Here is a 22,432-nt window from a genome sequence, read left to right as displayed (position 1 = left end):
AGGAGAGGGAGCAAATGCGGCAAGCCTTCGCCGGCCGATCAGTGCTTGGTCGGAGCCGGTGCCGCCGCCGGGCCATACGGCGCGCGATTCAGCGCCAGCCCCTTCAACACATTCAGCGCCTGCGACAACGCATAGTCCTGCGTGGCGAGCTTGGCGTTCTCTGCGCTGCCATCGTTGTCGATGTCCTTGCCCTTCGACGTGCCGTCTTCATTGGCAAGGTGATTGGGCAGGTCGGCTTCGGAGCTGACCAGGCTGGGGGCGCTGTCGGCCTTGTTCACCGCGAGGTCGGCCAGGGCGATGTCCGGCTTGATGCCTTCGGCCTGGATGGAGGTGCCGTTGGGCGTGTAGTAGCGCGCGGTGGTGATCTTCACCGCGTGGTCGCTGTCCAGCGGCAGCACGGTCTGCACCACGCCCTTGCCGAAGGTGCGGCGGCCGACGATCAGCGCGCGGCGGTTGTCCTTCAGCGCACCGGAGACGATCTCCGCCGCCGATGCGGTGCCGTTGTCCACCAGTACCACCATCGGGGCGCCGTTGAGCAGGTCGCCGGGATGGGCTTCGAAGCTGAGGTTGGAATCCTGCAGGCGGCCGCGTGTGGTGACGATGGTGCCGGCGTTGAGGAAGTCATCGCTCACCCCCACGGCGGCGGTAAGCAGGCCGCCCGGGTTGGAGCGCAGGTCCAGCACGGCACCCTTCTGCGCGCCGTTCTTGCGGATCAGCTCGCCGAGCTTCTTCTCCAGATCCGGCGCGGTATCGTCCTGGAACTGGCTGATGCGGATATAGGCATAGCCCGGTTCGAGCTCGCGCGTCTTCACGCTGGTCACGGAGATCTTCTCGCGCACCAGCGGCATGTCGATGGGCTTGTCACTCTTCTCGTGCAGGATGGTCAGCGTGACCTTGCTGCCCGGGTCGCCGCGCAGCGCCTTGAACATGTCGTCGATGTCCTCCGGCTCCACCGTCTTGCCGTCGATCTTCACGATGGTGTCGCCCGGCTTGATGCCGGCGCGCGAGGCGGGGGTGTCGTCGATGGGGGCGATGATGCGCAGCGTGCCGTCCACCTGCAGCACTTCGATACCGAGGCCGCCGTACTGGCCGGTGGTGTCCTCGTTCAGTTCAGCCAGGCCGTCCTTGTCCAGGTACTCGCTGTGCGGGTCCAGGCCGGTGAGCATGCCGCTGATGGCGGCTTTCATCAGGGTCTTGTTGTCCACCGGCTCCACGTAGGCCTGGCGGACGATCTCGTACACGCGGCTGAAGTTGCGCACGTCGTCCAGGTCCACCTGGTCGGGCACGGACGAGGCCGCAGCGGGCGCGCTACCGGCCGATGGCTTGGCGCCGTGGGTGCTGGCTGGCGCGGTCTGCGCCTGCGCCATGGGCGCCGCCAGCAGCAGGACGGCCAGGCTCAAGGTGGAAAGCCGCATGGATGGGAGACTCCGGTAAAGCGTGTTAGGGGGTGGCCGGCGGCCGCGTCGCATGGCCGCTTTGACCGCCGGATATTGCGAAAATTCAATGCGCTACAAGAAGGTTAGCGTGCGACGCCGCGCAGGCGGCGTCAATGTCCGCTTAGCCCTTCCTGGACAACCACGTGCGCGGGTCCACCGGCTGATTGTTCTGGCGCAGCTCGAAATACACGCCGGTGTTGGTGCCGGTGGGGGCACTGGCGGTGCCGACGGCTTCGCCGGCGCTGACCTGGTCGCCCACGCCGTGCAGGATGGTCTCGTTGTTCCCGTACATGCTCATCCAGCCACCGCCGTGGCTGACGATGACCAGCATGCCGTAGCCACGCAGGAAGGCGGCGTAGACCACCCGTCCTGACGACACGGCCTTGACCTCGCTTCCGCCCGGGGCCTTGATCAGCACGCCGTTGCCGTAGGTATTGACCACGCCGGGGGCGGGCCAGGGCAGGCTGCCGCGGATGTTGGCCAGGCCCTTGCCGGCCGGCGGCGCAGCCTTGCCCTCGCTGGCCTTGGCGGCGCGTTCGGCTTCGCGGGCGGCCTCGTCGATGGCCTTCTGCAACGTGGCGACCAGCGAGTTCAGCGAGGCCTCGTTCTGCTTGAGGGCGGCCAGGCGGCTGCCCTGGTCCTTGTACTGGGCATCGGCGTCGGCCACCAGCCTGGCCTGGGCGGCGCGCTGCTGCTCCAGCGCCTTGGACTGGGTCTCGCGCTGGGCGCGAACCGTCTGCAGGGCCTGCTGCTCGGCGGTGATCTGGGTTTCCAGGTCCTGCAGGCGGGCCAGGTCACCCATCAGCTTCTGCACGCGGGCCACGCGGTCTTCCTGGAAATACTTGGAATAGGCCAGCGCCTGGGCGATGCGGGCAATGTCGTCGTCGCCCATCAGCAGGCGCAGGTCCGAGCCCTGGCCCAGGGCATACGTGGCCCTCAGCAGCTCGGCGATGGCGGCACGCTGGCCTTCCAGGTTCTTCTGCAGCTCGGTGCGCTCGTCCTGAAGGTCGGCCAGCTGCTTCTGCTTGGCGGCGAGCTGGGTATCCGTCTCGCGCACCGCCCTGGCGGCGCTGGCCACGGCGTTGGCCTGCTTGGCCAGCTCGGTGGTGGCGCTGTCACGCTTGGCGGCGGTGTCGGCCTGCTCCTTGGCCAGAGCCTCCATCTTGCTGCGCACGTCCGACAGCTTCTTCTGGGCCTCGGCCTGCTCGGCCTTGGTCTTGCTGTCCTGCAGCGCCCACGCGGGCTGGGCCGCGACGACAAGGGCGAGTGCGCTGATGGCGGCGCAGGCGAGGGGGCGGGCACGACGGAGTGGTATTGGCATCGGCCGATTATCACAGAGGCTGATGACGGCGCGCGAGCCGGCCGCCGCCGCGCGCTGTGTCCGGTCAGGCGCCGATCATCGCAACACCAGTGCGATGACTGGTATGCATCGCGCGGCCCTGCCTGCATGGCGGAACCGGTTCGCGCCTCGGGTTTATCGCGTGGCGGGAATGAGTTGCAGATCACGCACGAGATGCTGCCAAGCCAAAAAAACTTCCAAATGAAACTTTCATTTGGACGTAAAGATGTCTTTGACGCGGCGCACCAAACTGTGCTTTATTCGAATCCACACTATGGACGCGTGACAGCGGCGCCTTCGGAGCCGTTGGGACAACGCGTCTCTAACCATCGGCCTGGGGAGGCGAGATGGCGCAGGCAGTTCCAGCGACGCTTTACGACGCTGCGTTCGAGCACGACAGCTGTGGTTTTGGTCTGGTCGCACAGATCGACGGTCGGGCAAGCGCATGGGTAGTGGACACCGCATTCGATGCGCTGGCCAAACTTTCCCATCGCGGTGGCGTAAATGCCGACGGCGTCAGTGGCGACGGCTGCGGTGTGCTCTTCCATCGTCCGCTGGGCTGGCTGAAAGCGCTTGCCGATGAAGCCGGCATTGCACTGGGCGGGCGTTTCGCCGCCGGCGTGGTGTTCCTCGATCCCTTCGGCAGCGATGCACCGGCCGTACTGGAAGATCACCTGCGCGAAGAAGGCCTGCGCGTGGCCGGCTGGCGCGACGTGGTGGTGAACGAAGCCGCCTGTGGCCCGCTCGCTGCCGCAGCCAAGCCGCACGTGCGCCAGGTATTCGTGGAACCGGCACCGTCGATGGACGATGCCACGTTCGAGCGCGCGCTGTTCCGTGCGCGCCGTCGCGCGGAAACCGCGCTGGCCGCCGATGAACACTTTTATGTGGTCACGCTGTCGTCGCAGGTGGTTGGCTACAAGGCCATGGCTGCACCGGGCAGGTTGCGCGATGTTTTCGCCGATCTCACCCATCCGGCACTGAGCACCGATGCAGTGGTGTTCCACCAGCGCTTCTCCACCAACACCACGCCGCAGTGGCGACTGGCCCAGCCGTTCCGCCTGCTGGCGCACAACGGCGAAATCAACACCATCCGCGCCAATCGCCGCTGGATGCAGTCGCGCGAATCCATCCTGCAGTCGCCGCTGGTCGATCTGTCCGATATCGGTCCGCTGGTGCGCCAGTCCGGCTCGGATTCGGAAAGCCTCGACAACGCGCTGGAAGTATTGATCGCCGGTGGCCTGGACCTGCTCGCCGCCATGCGCGTGCTGGTGCCGCCGGCTTTTGCCGCGCGCGAAGGCATCGACGAAGACCTCGCCGCCTTCTACGAGTACTACGCGCTGCACAGCGAGCCGTGGGACGGCCCGGCGGGCCTGGTGATGTGCGATGGCCACTACGCCGCGTGCACGCTGGACCGCAATGGCCTGCGCCCCGCGCGCTGGGCGCTGTCGGCGGACAACCATCTCATCGTCGCGTCCGAAGCCGGGCTGTGGAACGTGCCGTCGTCGCAGGTGGTGGCCAAGGGCCGCCTGGCGCCGGGCGAGATGATCGCCGTGGACCTGCAGCAGCACCGTCTGCTGCGCGATGCGGACATCGACGACATCAATCGCAAGCGTGCGCCGTTCCGCGACTGGCTGCGCGCGGGCGTGAGCTATCTGGAGTCGGACCTGATCGATCCCTCGCTGGCCGCCGAGCCGCTGCCCACCGAGGAGCTGCGCCGCTACCAGAAGCTGTACGGCCTCTCGCGCGAAGAACGCGAGACCGTGCTCAAGGCCATGGTGGAGCTGGAGCAGGAAGCCACCGGTTCGATGGGGGACGACACGCCCATCGCCGCGATGTCGCGACAGGTGCGTCCGCTATTCGACCGTTTCCGCCAGGGCTTCGCCCAGGTGACCAACCCGCCGATTGATCCATTGCGCGAAAAGCTGGTGATGTCGCTGGTGACGCAGATCGGGCCGGAAGCGAACGTGTTCGATCTGACGGCAGAGAACGCCAAACAGATCCTGATCAACTCGCCGGTGCTTTCGCAGCGCAAGCTGCGCCAATTGCTGGCGCTGCCGCAGTTCACCGGCACGCCGCGCTTTGACCTGATGTACGCGCCGGAAGAGGGACTGGAAGCTGCCTTGCGCCGTCTCTGCCGCGAGGTGGAGAAGGCCGTGCGCGAAGGCTGCCAGCTGGTCTTCCTCAGCGACCGCTATCCGCAGCAGGGCCTGTTGCCCATCCATTCGCTGCTGGCGGTGGGTGCCGTGCATGCGCACCTGATCGACCAGGCGCTGCGATGTCAATGCAACATCCTGGTGGAAACCGCGACGCCGCGTGATCCGCACCAGTTCGCCTGCCTGCTCGGTTTCGGCGCGACGGCCATCTACCCGTGGCTGGCCTATCAGAGCCTGTTTGAGCTGGGTCGCGAAGGCCATATCGCCAGCGACCGCTTTGAGATCGGCCGCAGCTATCGCCGCGGCATCCGCAAGGGCCTGTTGAAGATCCTTTCCAAGATGGGTATCTCCACCGTGGCCGGCTATCGCGGTGCGCAGCTGTTCGAAATCGTGGGCCTGTCGCGCGAGGTCGTGGAGCTGTGCTTCCCCGGCACGCCGTCGCGCGTTTCGGGCGCGGGTTTTGCCGAACTGGAACATGACCAGCAGGTGCTGGCAGCGGAAGCGTGGAGCGAGGCTTCGTCGCTGCGCGCCGGCGGCATCTACAAGTACGTGGTCGGTGGCGAATACCACATGTACAACCCGGACGTGATCGGCACGCTGCAGAAGGCCGTGCGTACCGGCAATCCCGGTGACTATCGCGCTTACGCGAACTTCGTCGACCATCGACCGCCGTCGGCATTGCGCGACCTGCTGTCACCGCGTGCGCTGGGCGAGGCCATTCCGCTCGAAGAAGTCGAGTCGAGCCAGGACATCCTGCGTCGTTTCGATTCGGCCGGCATGTCGCTGGGTGCGTTGTCGCCCGAAGCGCATGAGGCGCTGGCCATTGCCATGAACCGGCTCGGCGCGCGCAGCAATTCCGGCGAAGGCGGCGAAGACCCGGCGCGCTACGGCACCGAGAAGATGTCCAAGATCAAGCAGGTCGCTTCCGGCCGCTTTGGCGTCACGCCGCAGTACCTGGTCAATGCCGAAGTACTGCAGATCAAGGTGGCGCAAGGTGCCAAGCCCGGCGAGGGCGGCCAGCTGCCGGGTCACAAGGTGGACAGCACCATCGCGCGGCTGCGTTATGCCAAGCCCGGCATCGGCCTGATCTCGCCGCCGCCGCACCACGACATCTACTCCATCGAAGATCTCGCCGAGCTGATCCACGACCTCAAGGAAGTGAATCCCGAGGCGCTGATCTCGGTGAAGCTGGTCAGCCATGCGGGCGTGGGCACGGTGGCGGCGGGCGTGGTGAAGGCTGGCGCGGATCTCATCACCGTCAGCGGTCACGACGGTGGTACCGGCGCAAGCCCCCTCACCTCGATCAAGTACGCCGGTACGCCGTGGGAGCTCGGCCTGGCCGAGACGCAGCAGACGCTGCGCCGCAACGACCTGCGCGGCCGCGTGCGCCTGCAGACCGACGGTGGCCTGAAGACCGGCCTGGACGTGATCAAGGCCGCCATGCTCGGTGCGGAAAGCTTCGGCTTCGGCACCGGCCCGATGGTGGCGCTGGGCTGCAAGTACCTGCGCATCTGCCATCTGAACAACTGCGCCACGGGCGTGGCCACGCAGCATGCCGTGCTGCGCAAGGAACACTTCACCGGCCTGCCGGAAATGGTGATGAACTACTTCGGTTTCATCGCCGAAGACGTGCGCGCACACCTTGCCCGGCTCGGCGTGCGGAGCCTGGAGGAGATCATTGGCCGCGCCGACCTGCTGGAGCAGGTGGACGGCACCACGCCGGTGCAGCACAAGCTCGATCTCGCACCGCTGCTCGGCCATGGCACGCTCGGTTCCAAGGTGGACTTCGCCTGCACGCTGCCGCGCAACCCGATGCGTGACGAGGCCGCACTGGCCACGCGCATCGATGAAGCCACGCGCGACGCAGTCGTGAACCGTACCGGTGGCGAGTTCGCCTTCGAGATCGTCAATACCGATCGCGCGGTCGGCGCACGTCTCTCCGGCGAAGTGGCCCGTCGTTACGGCGACCACGGCATGGACCTGAAGCCCATCCTGCTGAAGCTCAACGGCGCGGCCGGGCAGAGCCTGGGCGCGTGGAATGCAGGCGGCGTGCACATCGACCTCGTCGGTGAAGCGAATGACGGCGTGGGCAAGGGCATGGCGGGCGGGCGCATCGTGGTGCGGCCGCCGGCGGATTCGCCGTTCGCCACCAACGAGGCGTCCATCATCGGCAACACCTGCCTGTATGGCGCCACCGATGGTGAGCTGTTTGCGGCAGGCCGCGCGGGCGAGCGTTTCGCGGTGCGCAATTCGGGCGCGCTCGCCGTGGTGGAAGGCGCGGGCGACCATTGCTGCGAATACATGACCGGCGGCGTCGTCGCGGTGCTGGGCAAGGTGGGTCTCAACTTCGGTGCCGGCATGACGGGCGGCTTCGCCTATGTGCTCGATATCGAGCGCACCTTTGTCGACTGCTACAACCACGAGCTGGTGGACATCCTGCGCATCTCGCCGGAAGGCATGGAGCATTACATGCAGCACCTGCGCGGCCTGGTTGCGCGCCATGTGGAGCTCACCGGCAGCGACTGGGGCCGTCGCATCCTCGCGGACTTCCGTGGCCTGCAATACAAGTTCTGGTTGGTGAAACCGAAGGCGGCAAGCCTTGCTGCGCTGGCGGACGAGCTGAGGAGCGCGGCATGAGTGACAAGACCTTCCAGTTTCTCAACGTCCAGCGACAAACGCCGCGCACCGTGCCGGTATCCATCCGCGTGCTGGGCTACGGCGAGATCGCTGGCGACTTCGCCTCGCAACAGGCTGGCACCCAGGCGGAGCGCTGCATCGACTGCGGCAATCCGTATTGCGAGCACGCGTGCCCGGTGCACAACTACATCCCGAACTGGCTGAAGCTGGTGCAGGAAGGCCGCCTGATGGAAGCGGCCACGCTGATGCACGAAACCAATCCGCTGCCGGAGATCTGCGGCCGCGTGTGCCCGCAGGATCGGCTGTGCGAAGGCGCGTGCACACTGGAACAGACCGCGTTCGGCGCGGTGACCATTGGCAGCATCGAGCGCTGGGTGACCGACGAAGCGCTGCGCCAGGGCTGGCAGCCTGACCTGTCCGCCGTGCAGGAAACCGGCAAGCGCGTGGCCATCATCGGCGCGGGTCCGGCCGGCCTGGCCTGTGCGGACCGCCTGCGTCGCGCGGGTATTGCCGCGGATGTCTACGATCGCCAGAGCGAGATCGGTGGCCTGCTGACCTTCGGCATCCCGCCGTTCAAGCTCGACAAGAGCGTGGTGCGCACCCGTCGCCAGCTGCTGGAAGGCATGGGTGTGCGTTTCCTGCTCAACCGCGAGGTGGGTCGCGATATCGAATTCGGCCAGCTGCTGGACGAGTACGATGCCGTGTTCGTGGGCACCGGTGCCTACACCTACGTGGATGCGCAACTGCCGGGTCGCGAGCTGCATGGCGTGCACGACGCGCTGCCGTTCCTCATCGCCAACACCGAGCGCCTGCTGCGCGACGAAGCGCCGCCGCCGGCCTTCGATTTCCGTGGCAAGCACGTGGTGGTGCTGGGCGGTGGTGACACCGGCATGGACTGCAACCGCACGGCGATCCGCCTGGGCGCGGCCAGCGTGACCTGCGTGTATCGCCGTGACGAAGCCAACATGCCGGGCTCCGCGCGCGAGGTGAATTACAGCCGCGAAGAAGGCGTCAACTTCCTGTTCCAGCGCCAGCCGCTGGAAATCCTGGGCGGTGCGCGCGGCAACGTGCGTGGCGTGCGCGTGGTGGAAACGGCACTGGTCGACGATGGCTCCGGCCGCATGCGTCCGCAGAATGTGCCGGGCTCGGAGTATGTGATCGACGCGGACGTGGTCATCCAGTCGTTCGGCTTCCTGCCGAGCCCGCCGGACTGGCTGCGCTCGCATGGCGTGGCGCTGGACAAGACCGGCCGCGTCGTCACGGGCGCCGGCGGCTCGCTGCCGCACCAGACCAGCCACCCTCAGATCTTCGCGGGCGGCGACAACGTGCGCGGCGCCGACCTGGTGGTGCGCGCGGTGTATGACGGCCGCGAGGCGGCAGCGTCCATCGTGCAGCTGTTGCAGACGTCAGACGTGGCGGTCGAGGCGCACGCCTGATTCACGCCAAAACCCCGTGGGAGCGCACCCGGTGCGCGACGTGCCTTTGCGAAAGCGTCGCGCACAGGGTGCGCTCCCACAGTGGGCGCTTCAGCCGGTATCAGTTCGCCGTGAAGGTGACGGTGTCCAGCACGAAACTTCCGTCCGCCTCGATGGCGAAGTGTTCTCGCACTTCATCGGGCGCCGTGGCTTGCAGGGCGCGGATGGCCTCCACGTTCAGTGCCGGCGTGCGGGTACGTGCCACCCAGTCGGCAAAGCGCAGCGGCAGGTGTCGCCGGGTGATGCCATCCACGTCGAAGCGCGCTGCCGCGAGTGCAGCCATCCATTCGGTAAGCCGATAGTTGCGTACGTGGGAGACATCCCGCAGCAGCTCCAGCGTCTGCAGCCAGCTGTCGAGCAGCGCGTGTTCGGGTGAGGTCACGTCGATGAAGATGGCACGCCCGCCGCGCTTCAGTACGCGTCGCGCCTCGCGCAGGCCGGCGTCGCGGTCGTGCCAGTGATGCGTGGTGTAACGGGCCACCACGACGTCGAACGCGGCATCGTCAAACGGCAGTCGTTCGGCGGGTGCTTCCTGCACGGTGACGTTGCGCAGGCCGCGCTCGGTCGCGGTGCGGCGTACCGCCTCGAGCATGCCGGTGGTGACGTCACAGGCCACCACCTCGCGCGCCAGCGGGGCAACGCGGTAGGTGACATGGCCGCCGCCGCAGCCGAGATCCAGTACGCTGCCGGGCGGCAAACGGCTCAGTTCGGCCTCGATCTGATCGAGGTCGGGGCCCTGGCGATGGACTTCGCTGCTCACGTAATCCTGTGCGCGCGGTTCGTACTGTCCGGCAACGAAGTGCTGCTGCGACGTATTCATGCGTTTCTCTCGGGTGGGATGACGTACGCATTGTCAGCAGGGTCATGGTCCGGTGTAAGTTGTGCACTTATCCCGGTATGACAGGTACCACCCTGGACTCCTCCAACGACCCGCATCGCCTGCTCGCCCGCTTTCTTCGCGCCCGTCGCGAAGCGGCGACGGCGGATGCGTCGCTGGGCGAGGGGCGGGGACGGCGGCGCACACCGGGCCTGCGCCGCGAGGAAATTGCACAGCGCGCGGGCATCAGCACTACCTGGTACACGTGGCTGGAACAGGGGCGCGACGTGGCCCTGTCGGCAGAAGCGCTGTCGCGACTGGCCGATGGCCTGGGTTTGTCACCGGCGGAACGCGGATACCTGTTCGAGCTGGCACGTCGTCGGGATCCCCTGCCGCAAGGCGCCGGTACGGATGCTCCCGTGCCGGCAGAACTGCAGCGCACCGTGGCCAGCGTGCCCATGCCGGCCTATCTGCTGGACCGCGGCTGGCGGCGACGCAGCTGGAACGCGCCCGCTGCCGAACTGTTCGCCGCATGGGCGGACAGCGGTGACGACAACCTGCTGCGCTACGTGTTCCTTGATGCATCGGCGCCCACGCTGATCACCGACTGGGCGCATCGCGCGCAGCGCATCGTGGCGGAATTTCGCGCTGACACGGCGCTGTATCCGGACGATGTCACACTGCTGGACCTGGTGGACGCATTGCGCCATGGCAGTCCGGCGTTCGAGGAATACTGGAATGCGCAGGGCGTGCTCGCGCGCGAGGGCGGCCTGCGCACCTTCAATCATCCCCGGCTCGGCCATGTCGCCTATACGCAGGTGACCCTGGTGCCGGCCGGATACAACGACTGGAAACTCGTCCTGCTGCTGCCTGACGGTGGCGGGACACCCCTCTGACGGAGTCATAGAACATGCGCCTTGGCCTTGCCGCCAACCAATTGCACCACGCCCACGCCGATGCCGCGCTGTTTCGCTGGCTGGGTGCCTGCGAAGTCGGTATTCGCCAACTGGAGCTGGGCCTGCACGCGGTGGGACGTACCTACGATGCGATCCACCGCGCGGGTTATCTGGATCGCTACCTGCCGCTGCGACGCTACCCGTATGGTCGCGAAGGCGGCCTGATGAAGCTGGTGGCCGAGGTGGTGGGGCTGGGCGACGACCGCGTGCTCGACGGCGCGATCTACCTGATGGATCCGGTCGATCCGTCGTCGATCTTCCCCGAGGCCATTGCACTGAAGCGCCAGTGCGTGATCCACGGCAAGCCTTTCATTTCCACGGTAGCCACGGCGCGCGACTGGATCGAGATGGAGCGCATACACGCCGGCCTCGAGGCTGATCCGGGCGCCAACGTCTTTCATGATCTGGAGTCGCAGACGCTGGCACTGATCGCCCACGACGCGATGAAGCCGCAGATGCTGGCCTATGCCGCCGAGCATTTCGACGTGCTGTCGCGCTTCTCGCATCGCGTGGGCACCGGCACCACCGGTCAGCGCCTGAATGAGCTGGCGTGGAGTCGCGGCTGGCCGACCGACAAGGCGTGGGTGGAGCGTTATCAGAGCGGCCCGATGGGCGGCGATGCGCAGATCGCCGATCTGGTGCTCGAGCGCCGTTGCCAGCGCGCGATCTTCTTCGAAGATCCGCATGTGGCCCGCCAGCACGAGGCCGATATCCAACTGCTCGAACGTGCCGTGACCACGCGCACTGACGATGCGGTATGCATGACCTCGCCCAAGGTGGCGGCTCGCTGGGCGGCTGCCGCGACGTTGCGTGCCCGCGGCTGATCGCGGGCGGCGGGCGCATACTGTGCGCTCGCCTGGCTTCATGGTGAACACCGTTACCGTGCGGAGATGGCCCCCATGTGTGTGATTGCATTCGCCTGGCATGCGCATCCGCGCTGGCGCCTGGTACTGATCGGCAACCGCGACGAATTCCACGCGCGTCCCAGTCTTCCGCTGGCGCGCTGGGATACACCTGCCATCGTCGCCGGCAAGGATCTGGAAGCCGGCGGCACCTGGCTGGGCGTAACCGACGACGGTCGCTGCAGCGTGGTGACCAACGTACGCGATCCGCGCGACCCGCAACTGGGGCGTTCGCGCGGATTGCTGTCGCTGGACTACCTGGCCGGCGAGGGCGGTGCCGTGGCGCATGCAAAGACGTTGCTTGCGTCGGCAGCAGACTATCGCCCTTTCAATCTGCTGACTTTCGATGAGAGTCACGCGTTCTATATCGGCAATCGCCCGGACTCGCGTGCGCAATCGGTGGAACCCGGCGTGCACGGCCTGTCCAACGCCGATTTCAATACGCCCTGGCCGAAAACCCGTGCGCTGATGCAGCAGCTGCGTGCGTGGATCGACGCAGGCCATGACGACGAATTCGCGCCCTTGTTCGCTGCGCTGGCTGATCCGCGTGGTTATCCGGACGATCAACTGCCCGACACCGGGGTGGGGCTGGAGCGCGAGCGCTGGTTGTCATCGGCCTTCATCCGTGGCGACCGTTACGGTACGCGCGCAAGCACCGTCGTGGCGATCGGCCACGATGGACGTGGCGTGGTGGTGGAGCGACGCTTCGGGCCCAACGGTGTGGAAGAAGGCGAAACGGCGATTCCGTTTTCGCCGTAAGTGGAGCCCGCCCTTGTAGGAGCGCGCTTGCGCGCGACAGATGCCAAGGGTTAGCGGCGCATGGCCTGGTCGGTCGCGCACAAGTGCGCGCCTACAGGAAAAGCGCGAGGCGGCTCAGTCGCCCGACTTCTCCGGAAACTCGCCGTCCACATAAAACCAGCGGCCGTCTTCACGCACGAAGCGGCTGATTTCGTGCATGCGTTGCGCCTTGCCGCCGCCGTAACGCAGGCGCGCCACGAATTCGACGATGGCGCGGTCGCCTTCGCTCTCATGGCGCTTCACGGTCAATCCCAGCCAGGTCGGCGCAGGTTGTTGCGTCGCCAGTTTCAGGTGCGCAGGGCGCGTGCTGTGGTGCCAGGTATCCAGCAGGTAGGTCTCGCGCTTGAGTACGTAAGCGCTGTAACGCGAGCGCATCAGTTGCTCTGCCGTTGCCGCCACGGCGCCTTCGTGGAGTAGTCCGCAGCAGCGGCCGTAGCCGTCACTGTTGCCGCAGGGGCAGGGCGTAAGCGTGTCGATGGCTTGCACGTAGGGTCGCATGGCGTGGGTTGGGCGCGGCCGGGAGCGCCCTCTGGCTCGCATCCTGACGCCAACGGGGCAAAAATGCCAACGATCGACGGGTCAGCGCTGGCGTTGCCAGAAGCGCAGGCGATTGTTGGCCGGCATGGCGACGTCATCGGTCAGCGCAAAACCCGCCGCTTGGGCCAGCGCATCCACGGCCTCCGCGTCGCGGATGCGCATGTGCGCGCCGCGTGCCTGTAACCATTCGTCGAACGCGGCGTTGCTTTCGCTGGTGTAACGACCGCCAACATTAAAAGGGCCGTAGATGGCGAGCTTCGCGTCCGCCGTGGTGACCGCCTGGAGTTGGGCGAACAGCTGCTCCACTTCGTTCCAGCCCATGATGTGCAGCGTATTGGCACTGAAGACGGCGTCGTAGCGCTCGGCGGGCCACGGCCCGTTCACATCCAATGCCAAAGGCGCAGGCGTGTTGGGCAGTGCGGCCTCATCCAGCCATTGGCGGATGCCCGGCAGATGTTCCTCGCGCTCGCTGCATTGCCACTGCAGCCAGGGCATGGCTGCAGCGAAATACACGGCATGCTGGCCGGTGCCGCTGCCGATCTCCAGTACATGCCGCCTGTCGGCGAACGGTGCACGCACCGCGTCGAGGATCGGGGCGCGATTGCGCTCGCACGACGGGGCGTTGGGCTTTTCCACTCAGGCCGGTCGGCCGCGCAGCACGCGCGCCGGCAGCATCAGCATGGCGCCGAGCAGCGAGAACACCGCGGTCATGGTGATGCCGATCAGGCGGAACGGCAGCATCAGCAGCCACACGATGGGGTAGAGCACGATCGCCAGCAGCGCGATCGGCCAGCAGAACACCAGGAGCAACAACCAGAGCAGGAAAGCGACCATGGCTCGATCCTCATGCCGGCCTCATGCCGGAAACGGCGCCACTCTAACGCAGCGCCGCCGGGCGGCACAGATGACTGATTTCACCCCATGGGGTTCACGCCGATCAGCCATCCATGCAGCCAGAAAGCGAACGCCGCCCAAAGCACGATGCCGCCGAACAGGGCGATGGCGTCACCCTTCACGGTGCCCACGGGATAGGTGACCCCGGCCGCGCGATCGCGGCGGCGGGCACTGACGAAATCCACCACCGCCCACAGCAGGAACGCACCGAACAGCAGCACATCATGCAGCATGCCGGTGGCCAGCAGATGGCCGAACGCCCACACCTTCACGCCAGCCAGCATGGGATGGCCCAGCCGGGACTTCAGGTGGTTGTCGGGCACGTAGGCCGCGGCGACCAGGATGAACGCCAGCAGGGTGAACAGCGCGTTGAGGTGGCGTAGTGCAAGCGGTGGCACGTAAAGCACCACCGGTTGCTGGCGAGCCAGGCCAAAGCCATACACGATCAACACGAAGCCCGCGATGGACACCAGGGAGTAGAGCCCCCGCCATCGCATTTCGCCCAGCCGTGCGCGCTGTCGGGTGCGCCAGTCGTTGGCAAAGATGCGGATGGAGTGGACGCCGAGGAACAGCACCAGACCGAGGATCAGCAACGCCATGGGCTCACCTTGGGAAGGGCGGAACGAGGCGATGATAAGCGGTATGGCTATCGTAGAAGTGAAGGCACGTCTGCCTACTGCAGGAGCGCACTTGTTCGCGACCACGAGCCCACAAGGCTATGCACTCAGTAGGCTTGCCCGTGGGTGTGCTGGTGTGTCGCGCACAAGTGCGCTCCTACAGCGAGCAAGCGGCCGTTAACGTGGCTGCACCAGCGCCATCAGCACCACGCTGCCGTCGGCCAGTTCGAACGGGCTGCGGTCCGGCAGCCAGGCATCACCGGCCTTGAGTTCGCCGTCGATGGTCATGGCACGACCGCGTGCCACATAAACCAGCACGCAGTCGGGCTCGGGCACGTGGCTGCCGCTTTCGCGGCATACGCGCACGTGGCCGCTGGCACGGGCTCGCCGCACCATGAGATTGAAATCACGGGTCGCGCCACCGGCCATGGCCACGTCCACCTGCGCTTCACCGGGAAACGCGAAGGGTTCCAGCGGCGTAGTCAGCGCATGCGGTTGGCTGCCATCCAGCGTCATGGTGAAACCGTCCCCATCGAGCAGCACGATCTGGCGGTCAATGCCGGGGAAGGTGGAGAACGGCGAAGCGCTGTTGACCTCGGCCACGCTGATGCGCCACACGAAATCGTCGCCGCCGGCATCCGTCGGAAAGCGCGCCACTTCACGCGTGACGCCCATGCCGTTCTTCCACGGCTGGGGCTGCATGTCGGCGCCTCGGACGATATGGAAACTCATGCGACCTTCTCGATCACGCGGGTGAATGGCGGCAGTGACTTGAGCATGCGCTCGCCGTAGCGCTTGAGCACCACGCGGCGATCCAGCAGCACGATGCGGCCGCGATCGGTTTCCGTGCGGATCAGTCGGCCGCAATACTGCGTGAGCAGGCGCGTCGCTTCCGGCACGGTCACTTCGATGAAAGGATTGCGGCCGCGCGACTCCAGCCATTCCGCATACGTGGCGCCGACGGGGTCGGTCGGCACGGCGAACGGCAACTGGGTGATCACCACGGTTTCGCAGAGTTTGCCAGGCAAATCCAGGCCCTCGCCGAACGAGGCCAGGCCGAACAGCGTGCTGCCCTTGCCCGCTTCCACATCGGCAATATGCTCGGCAACCAGCTGCGCCTTGCCCAGCGAACCTTGCGCGCGCACCTTGCGCACGTACTCGATGGGTAGCTTCTGCAGCACGCGGTCGAGCTTGGCGCGCGAGGTGAACAACACGAGGTTGCCGGCGTTCCAGTCGAGGTGGTCGGCCAGCCAGTCGCAGATTTCCTGCACGTGCTCTTCGCGCGCATCGGGCAGCGAGCGCATGGCCGGTACTTCGAGCCGTGCCTGCGCGGCGAGATCGAATGGCGAGGGCAGGCTCAGCGTGACCGACTCGTCGGGCAGACCCACGGCGTCGGCGAAGCCGCGGAAGTTGCCGCCGGCGCTCAGCGTGGCCGAGGTCATCACCACGGCGCTCGCGTTGCCCCAAAGAATGCTGCGCAACAGTCCGCCGGCAGATACCGATGACGCGTGACAGACCAGCTGCTGGTCGTTGCTCAGCGTGACCCAGCGAGCAAGCGGCGGCGTGTTGTCACCATCGGTGGCCGACCATGCGCGCCATGTGCGCACCTGGCGGTCGATGCGTTCCAGCGCCATGCCCAATTCGCGCGATAGCGCCTCGTGGGTGGGGCCGGTTTCAGTCATTTCCAGCACGGCGCGACGCACCGCGCCTATCCAGCGTTCCACTTCGCCGGTGAACACGTAGAGTGCACGCGCGTGTTCCACCCAGGCTTCCGGCAGCTGGCCCAGCGAACCGCGGTACATCGGTTCGCGGTCGTCGGGCGAAGGCAGCCAGCCCAGGCGGATTTCCTTCTCCAGTTCTTCCAGGCCGTTGCTGAGATCCTGCAGCTTCTGGTCGCCCGCATCGAGCGACAGCTTGCCGATCACTTCCTTGTCGGTCAGCGAATAGGCGGCATGGATCTGGCGGCCGAGGCGGCTCAGCTGGCGCACCGCCGCGTTCATGTACACCTCGGCGGCGCCGCGGTCGATGGCCTTCGACGGCACGTGGTGCCCTTCGTCGAAGATGTACAGCGTTTCGTCCGGCTTGGGCAGGATCACGCCGCCGAAACCCTCTTCCTCGCGCGGCATGGTCAGGTCGGCGAGCACCAGGTCCTGGTTCGCCACGATGATCTCGGCATCGCCCACCGCACGGCGCGCCGCGAAGAACGGGCACTGCATGAAGTGCGCACACTTGCGGCTGGTGCAGCCACCGGCGCTGGTGGTGATCATGGGGCGCAGCACGTCGCTGACCGGCTCGGGCGCGGCATCGATATCGCCGTCCCACTCGTGACGGTCGAACAGGTCCATCAGCTTGGCGAGCGCTTTCTTGTCGCGTTCCTGCGGCGGCTTGGTCCACAGCGCCAGATCCGCGTCGAAACCCAGCCCCATCTGTGAGGTTTCGTTGAGGCTGTTGCTGGCCATGGCGAGGTTGCGCGGGCACAGGTAGCGGCCACGGCCCTTGGCCAAGGCCACTTTTGCTTCGGTACCGTTGAGCTTGAGATAGAGCGGGATGTCGCGCTGGACCAGCTGCTCCTGCAGCGCCACCGTGGCGGTGGCGATCAGCAGCTTCTTTTTCTGCGCGCGTGCCACTTCGACACCGGCGATCAGGTAAGCCATCGACTTACCAGTGCCGGTAGGCGCCTCGATCACGGCAGCGCCACCTTCCTGCGCCAGCGCCTTTGCCACCTCGGCGATCATCTTTCCCTGCGATGCGCGCGCACGAAAGCCGGGCAGGCCGTCCTTGAGGCGCGTATAGGCAGCGCGGATCGCGTCTTTGGTGGTATCGGTCAGCATGGAGCGGATAAGGCGCGAGGCGTCGCGTCGGTCGGCCATTCTCGCATGCCCGCCCTCCGTCTGCCGGGACGGCCGGAGTCCGCTTGCCCTGAAAGCGGCAACCCACTGAACAGCGGACAAAAAAAGGCGGATGACAGGGTCATCCGCGAATTCCCTACACCAAGCTTGCTGAAAGCCCCTACGTATCCAGGCTGCTGAGCACTCAGCGGCCTAATCCCCGGATTCGTCGCGCGCGTCACCGCGGGCCCATACAACATTCCTTGCGCATGTGGGGTAAGCGGTATTGTTCCGATGCGTGCACTTTCGGGCTATCGGACCGCTCTCAATTGCAGAAACGGCGCCGATTTCCCCGCGGGCTATCGGGTGACACCAGCATCGGAAGAGGACGACAGAGTGCTGTTGCGGCACCGGGTAACCTGTTCCTGCCTCCGGTCTTCATCCCCATATGTCGCGGAGGCAAAGGGCCGGGTCCCTCCCCTTAGCCCCGGCCCTTCCCCAACAAAGACCCCCGCAAGGGGGTCTTTTCTTTTGGGGTCACCAGCGGTCGGCGGGATGGCACTGGCGTCCACACTCACGCGCCAATGGGACCGCACCAGCCGGGCAGGTATTTGGCCTCCGGTCCGCGTGCGAGTTTGTAGGCTTTCTTCATGGCGGCGGTGAAGTCCTTCTCCACCTGCGAGAGCTTCAGTTGTCGGCGCAGGAAGTCGGCCCAGAGGAATTCGCTGAAAGGCGTCGTGTCCTTGGCGTAGCCCCCGATTCGTCGCAGTTCGCCAGCGGCGCTGCGGTAAGGATCATCCTTCAGCTCGGCAACGGTGCGCGGAATCTCGTTGTAGCCACGACGCTTGCCCTTGGCGTCATAGGGAAAGACCCAGGCATGGTGATCGAGGAAGGTCCAGAACGCCTCCTGATCCAGGCTGCTCAGGTCGGCCACGGTGACCACGAACACATGCTCGGCGCCTTCGTCGAGCAGCGCCCGGGTCAGGTGGTGATGGTCGATGATGTAGTCGCGCTGTTTGGGCCCATGGATCACCGGAATCATGTGGTGGCCGAGGAAATCCACCTTCTCCTTGTCGGGCAGGCGACGCCAGTGTTCGCGCTTTTCCTTCACTTCGCGCATGCCGACGGTGATCTGTGTCGGCCGCAGCTTCTTGATGGCAACCGGTTTGAGCACGGGCTCTCGAATGGACCACATGGGAACGCTCCTCCGCGATGACACGTCGATGCACGCGCAAACGAAGTCGCATGCACTATCGAATGTGATCCCGAGGCTACACCATGGTCGCGTGGTGAACGCTGACCGCGGCGGTCGCGGTCAGCAGGCAGCAAGAAAGCATGGGAACGCACCGATCGCAGCGAGTTGCGATTTGCGTGCTTGCGGATGCGCAAAAAAAAGGGCCGGCAGATGCCGGCCCTTTTCAACCCCAATTTCCGGGCTGCCACCCAGGCTTAGAAGTTGAAGTTGAAGCCCGCGTAGTAAGCGCGGCCGATCGCGTCGTACAGACCGCCACCGAAGGTGTTGCCGAAGATGTTGACCGGCGGATCGCGGTCGAACACGTTGGTGACACCGGCATACGCCTGCCAACCGCTCTTGCCGAAGGTGTAGCTGGCCTTCACGTCGTTGAAGAAGCCGGCGCCCGCCTTGATCGGCGTGGCCTGCGTCGGGTTCGACTCGTAGCTCTCGTTGCTCACGCGCAGCATCGAGGAGAAGTAGCGCGTGTTCCAGTTGAACAACCAGTTGTTCATCGTATACGTGGCGCGCAGGATGCCCTTCCACTTCGGGTAACCGATCACGCCGTTGTCCTGCACGGTGTTGCTCGGGTCGTCCTGGAACGGGTGCTCGGTGTAGGCGATGACGCGAGTCGCATCAAGGTTCAGGCCGAGCTTGCCCGGGCCGACCTCGTGCGAGTAGTAAGCGCCGAAGTCGATACCCGACGTGCTCAGTGCGGAGATGTTCTGGTTGATCGAGTTGATGAAGTTCAACTCGTGGTCGTCACCGCGCTGGGCATTGCTGCAGTAGATGTTGTTGATGCCGGTGGTGGAATCCACGCAGTGGTTGGCGATGTCGGTGCCGCTGGGCGCGCTGATGGCATCGGTCAGTTTGATGTTCCAGTAATCCATGGTCAGGCCGAAGCCGGGCATGAATTCCGGGGTCAGCACGATGCCGCCGGTCCAGGTGCGGCCATGCTCCGGCTTCAGGTCGGGGTTGCTGCCCGAGACGCCGGCGATGGTGGCCGAGTTGCTGGAGGTCCAGCCGGCCGGGATGCCCAGCGCCGCGCAGTTGGCTGCACGCACCGACGGATCCGGACCGTTCTTGATCTGCTTCGCCGAGCACGGGTCCGTGATGGTGAAGTAGTTCTGCGACTGGCCGCCGAACAGTTCGCCGATGTTCGGCGCGCGCACGGCAGCGGACACGGTACCGCGCAGGCGGACGTTGCCGTCGATGGCCCAGTCCAGGCCCCAGCGCCAGGCCTTGGTGTGGCCCACGGTGCTGTAGTCGGAGAAGCGTGCCGCGGCGTCGAAGGTCAGGTTCTCGGCGAACGGACGGCCCGACAACAGCGGCATGGCCGTTTCGACGAAGCCTTCCTTCACGTCATACGCGCCGCTGGACGGCGGAATGGCGTTGAGGAAGGTCAGGCCGGCGACGTCCAGCGGGTCGGTGACCTGACGGCTGCTTTCGCGACGGAATTCCACGCCGCCGACGAGGCTGGCAGCGCCCGCCTCAAACGGCATCTGGAACAGGTTGTTGTTGGTGACGGTACCGCCGCCCACGAACTGCGTGAGGCGCGAGGTGGTGGTGGTGGTGGTGTTGAACCACTGCGCCGCCGCCGGGTTGATCGCGCCCGCGCCGAAGATGCTGGTGGGCACGCAACCGCCGCCCAGGGCGATCGGATCGAGCACGCCGCCGGCGTTCGGGTTGGTCGAGTTGGGGTTCAGCGTGGAACGGCAGACGATGTTGCCGTTGCCGTCGCGCACCGCGTCGATCGAGGCGTAGAAGCGATCGTTGATGCGGTTGTTGAAGTTGTGACGGGTTTCATCGGTCCAGCCGTAGACCAGCGAGGCGTCGTACTGCCAGTCGCCCGTGATCACGCCGTTGGCGCCGATGACGCCGCGCGTGGTGTTGCGCTTGGTGTCTTCGCCACGCAGGCCGGCGTCCACGTCAAAGCGCGCCACCTTGATCGACTTCAGGTTGTTCGCGTCCATCACCGCGGCAAGCGTCGGGTCGATGTAGGCGTTGTCGCGGGTGATGATGTATGCGCTGCCGCCGCTGCCGAAGGCCGGCTGACCGGTCTTGGTCACGTCGACGTGGCTGTAGTTGCCTTCCGCGTACAGGTGCTGCTCGGGCGTGATGTCGAACGAAGCAACGCCGCTGAGCGTGGTGCGCTTGTACTTCGGCTGCAGCTGGATCACCTGGTTCACGTCCGTGCGATCGCAGGCGTTGCAGCGGCCGGTGTTGTCATACGCGCCGTAGAAATTCTGGTGGCGCACCGAACCATCCGGGTTGAACACGTAACGCTTGTTGATCGCCGTGGCGCTGCCGGTGGAGAAGGTGCCGCCGGCGTAGTTCGTATAGCCGCCGCCGTTGTTGTACAGCGCGGCATCGTACGGGCCGTCCGGCGTCAGGATGGAGGCGTAGGCCTTGTCGCCAAAGCGGTCGTGGAACATGAGCTCGTCCTGCTCGGAATGTTCCACCGAGCCGGCGATGTTGCCGCGGTTGTCGGCGAAGTTCATGCCGCCGGTCAGCGACACCAGGCCCTTGTTGAAGTTGCCGTGCTCGGAGCTGCCAAGCTGGGCGTGCAGGTTGGCGCCCTGGTAGTCCTTCTTCAGGATGAAGTTGACCACGCCGGTCACGGCGTCGGCACCGTACACGGCCGAGGCGCCACCGGTGATGATTTCCACGCGCTCGACCCAGTCGGCGGGGATCATGTTCACGTCCACCGCGGTGTCGCCCGCGCTGGCACCGACGAAGCGGCGGCCGTTCACCAGCACCAGCGTGCGGCTGGTGCCGAGGTTGCGCAGATCCTGGAACGACTCACCGGATGTGCCGATGAAGCGGTTGGAGTTGCCCATGGTGAACGAGGTTGCCAGCTGCGGCAGCGTCGTCATCAGGTCGCCGATGTTGATGGCGCCCGTGGCCTTGATCTCGGCCGCCGACAGCACGCTGATGGGCGTGGGCGAGATCACATTGGGGTTGGAAATGCGCGAGCCGGTAACGGTCACGGCTTCGAGATTGGACGCCTTCTTGGCATCGGCATCGGTGTTGCCGTCGGTCTGGGCCATGGCCGGACCGGCGATGGCTGCCATGCAGGCCAGAGCGAGAAGATTACGGGCGTAAGACGAAGTGAATTTCATTGACCGCCTCCCTACGGTGTGGGTCTTTTCGGCGCCGACATCGCGCTACGTCACCCGCTCCCCGGGTGAACTGATGCCAGCTTGGGGTTCGCAACTTGCTACGGGGATGTGAGCAAGTTGTTGCGATATGATCACAATGAACTTACGCCAAACTGACGAAATCGGTAGTTTCTTACGAAGGTAGGTAGGAAGTCATGTGGTGCTGGACTACAGCTGACGGGCTTGCGATGACACTCCGGCAGGGCGCGGAACCCGCCAAATGCTTGTTGCCATAGGGGATTCGGGGCCTTCCATTCAACCGGAAAGGGTACGGGTGTCAGGCTGACGCACTTGGCCACCGCCACGCGGATGCCATCCACGGGGGTGGATAGGTTGCTGCCGGCATGGCCGGCGCGTTCGCCCTAGGGCTAGATGCCGAGGGTGGTAAGGCTCTGCTATTCCTCGCTGCGCCTGCTAAGCACAGGTGAAAGCGCGGGCTTCCACGTCGGTGAGCACGGCGTCGTTGAGGCTGTTGGCGGCGATCGCCGGATTGCGCGGACTCAGGTAGCGCCCGCGCTCCTTGGCTGGCGCCTGCCAGAACGGCCACCTAATGCGATGCTCAAAGTTGCCATGGGCGTTCTTGGGAAACCCGCAGATAGGGATCCGGTTGCTCGGCTTCAAGTCGAGTGCAGAACGCCTCCTTGCGTCAGG

Annotated in this window: 17 protein-coding genes; 5 read left to right on the top strand and 12 right to left on the bottom strand. The window is 65.8% G+C overall.

Annotation, left to right across the window (positions count from 1 at the left end; genetic code table 11):
• Positions 1-38: 38 nt before the first annotated feature.
• Both H8F01_RS07955 and H8F01_RS07950 read right to left on the bottom strand, forming a co-directional pair.
• Positions 39-1,415, bottom strand: coding sequence for a S41 family peptidase (locus tag H8F01_RS07955; RefSeq protein WP_187058458.1), 1,377 nt, complete (start codon positions 1,413-1,415; stop codon positions 39-41).
• Between the two features lie 142 nt (positions 1,416-1,557).
• Positions 1,558-2,757 (bottom strand): murein hydrolase activator EnvC family protein, encoded by a 1,200-nt coding sequence (locus H8F01_RS07950; RefSeq protein WP_187058457.1) that lies wholly within the window; start codon positions 2,755-2,757, stop codon positions 1,558-1,560.
• 365 nt (positions 2,758-3,122) lie between these two features.
• On the opposite strand from H8F01_RS07950, the gene gltB reads away from it, so the two are divergent.
• Both gltB and H8F01_RS07940 read left to right on the top strand, forming a co-directional pair.
• Positions 3,123-7,565 (top strand): glutamate synthase large subunit, encoded by a 4,443-nt coding sequence (gene gltB, locus H8F01_RS07945; protein WP_187058456.1) that lies wholly within the window; start codon positions 3,123-3,125, stop codon positions 7,563-7,565.
• A complete protein-coding gene (locus tag H8F01_RS07940) occupies positions 7,562-9,001 on the top strand; it encodes an FAD-dependent oxidoreductase (RefSeq protein WP_187058455.1) in 1,440 nt (479 codons plus the stop codon). The genes gltB and H8F01_RS07940 overlap by 4 nt, the downstream gene beginning before the upstream one ends.
• Before the next feature lie 100 nt (positions 9,002-9,101).
• On the opposite strand, the gene H8F01_RS07935 is transcribed toward H8F01_RS07940, so the two are convergent.
• On the bottom strand, positions 9,102-9,860 hold the full coding sequence (locus tag H8F01_RS07935; RefSeq protein ID WP_187058454.1) for a class I SAM-dependent methyltransferase: 759 nt from the start codon (positions 9,858-9,860) through the stop codon (positions 9,102-9,104).
• 77 nt (positions 9,861-9,937) lie between these two features.
• Between H8F01_RS07935 and H8F01_RS07930 the strand changes: the two genes are divergently transcribed.
• The 3 genes from H8F01_RS07930 (at position 9,938) to H8F01_RS07920 (ending at position 12,474) form a co-directional block, all read left to right on the top strand.
• Positions 9,938-10,753 carry a helix-turn-helix transcriptional regulator gene (locus H8F01_RS07930; RefSeq protein WP_222615735.1) on the top strand — a complete coding sequence of 272 codons (816 nt, stop codon included), beginning with the start codon at positions 9,938-9,940 and terminating at the stop codon, positions 10,751-10,753.
• A 14-nt stretch (positions 10,754-10,767) separates the two neighbouring features.
• A complete protein-coding gene (locus H8F01_RS07925) occupies positions 10,768-11,637 on the top strand; it encodes a methylglyoxal synthase (RefSeq protein ID WP_187058452.1) in 870 nt (289 codons plus the stop codon).
• A gap of 75 nt (positions 11,638-11,712) precedes the next feature.
• A complete protein-coding gene (locus H8F01_RS07920) occupies positions 11,713-12,474 on the top strand; it encodes an NRDE family protein (RefSeq protein ID WP_187058451.1) in 762 nt (253 codons plus the stop codon).
• Positions 12,475-12,588: 114 nt separating this feature from the next.
• Here H8F01_RS07920 and H8F01_RS07915 read toward each other — a convergent pair whose 3' ends face one another.
• The 9 genes from H8F01_RS07915 to H8F01_RS07875 all read right to left on the bottom strand — a co-directional run bounded on the left by H8F01_RS07915 (position 12,589) and on the right by H8F01_RS07875 (position 22,402).
• Positions 12,589-13,011, bottom strand: coding sequence for a YchJ family protein (locus H8F01_RS07915; RefSeq protein ID WP_222615734.1), 423 nt, complete (start codon positions 13,009-13,011; stop codon positions 12,589-12,591).
• Positions 13,012-13,092: 81 nt separating this feature from the next.
• Positions 13,093-13,686, bottom strand: coding sequence for a DUF938 domain-containing protein (locus H8F01_RS07910; protein ID WP_187058450.1), 594 nt, complete (start codon positions 13,684-13,686; stop codon positions 13,093-13,095).
• Positions 13,687-13,884, bottom strand: coding sequence for a hypothetical protein (locus tag H8F01_RS07905; protein ID WP_187058449.1), 198 nt, complete (start codon positions 13,882-13,884; stop codon positions 13,687-13,689).
• Positions 13,885-13,964: 80 nt separating this feature from the next.
• A complete protein-coding gene (locus tag H8F01_RS07900; RefSeq protein ID WP_187058448.1) occupies positions 13,965-14,543 on the bottom strand; it encodes an NnrU family protein in 579 nt (192 codons plus the stop codon).
• Between the two features lie 195 nt (positions 14,544-14,738).
• The gene (locus H8F01_RS07895) at positions 14,739-15,293 is read right to left on the bottom strand and encodes a HutD/Ves family protein (RefSeq protein WP_187058447.1); all 555 of its coding nucleotides are present in this window, start codon (positions 15,291-15,293) and stop codon (positions 14,739-14,741) included.
• Complete coding sequence (gene dinG, locus H8F01_RS07890) at positions 15,290-17,392, bottom strand: ATP-dependent DNA helicase DinG (protein ID WP_187059208.1); 2,103 nt, start codon at positions 17,390-17,392, stop codon at positions 15,290-15,292. The genes H8F01_RS07895 and dinG overlap by 4 nt, the downstream gene beginning before the upstream one ends.
• Positions 17,393-17,963: 571 nt before the next feature.
• A complete protein-coding gene (locus H8F01_RS07885; RefSeq protein WP_187058446.1) occupies positions 17,964-18,584 on the bottom strand; it encodes a ParB-like protein in 621 nt (206 codons plus the stop codon).
• 254 nt (positions 18,585-18,838) lie between these two features.
• The gene (locus tag H8F01_RS07880) at positions 18,839-21,742 is read right to left on the bottom strand and encodes a TonB-dependent receptor domain-containing protein (protein WP_187058445.1); all 2,904 of its coding nucleotides are present in this window, start codon (positions 21,740-21,742) and stop codon (positions 18,839-18,841) included.
• Between the two features lie 453 nt (positions 21,743-22,195).
• Positions 22,196-22,402: a hypothetical protein gene (locus tag H8F01_RS07875; RefSeq protein WP_187058444.1), complete on the bottom strand. Its 207-nt coding sequence runs from the start codon at positions 22,400-22,402 to the stop codon at positions 22,196-22,198.
• Between the last annotated feature and the right edge of the window lie 30 nt (positions 22,403-22,432).

The sequence above is a fragment of the Dyella telluris genome (assembly GCF_014297575.1).
In the GTDB taxonomy this organism is placed as follows: Bacteria; Pseudomonadota; Gammaproteobacteria; order Xanthomonadales; family Rhodanobacteraceae; genus Dyella; species Dyella telluris.
The sequence above is the reverse complement of the archived record's forward strand: the minus strand, read 5'-3'. Positions and strand labels throughout refer to the sequence as shown.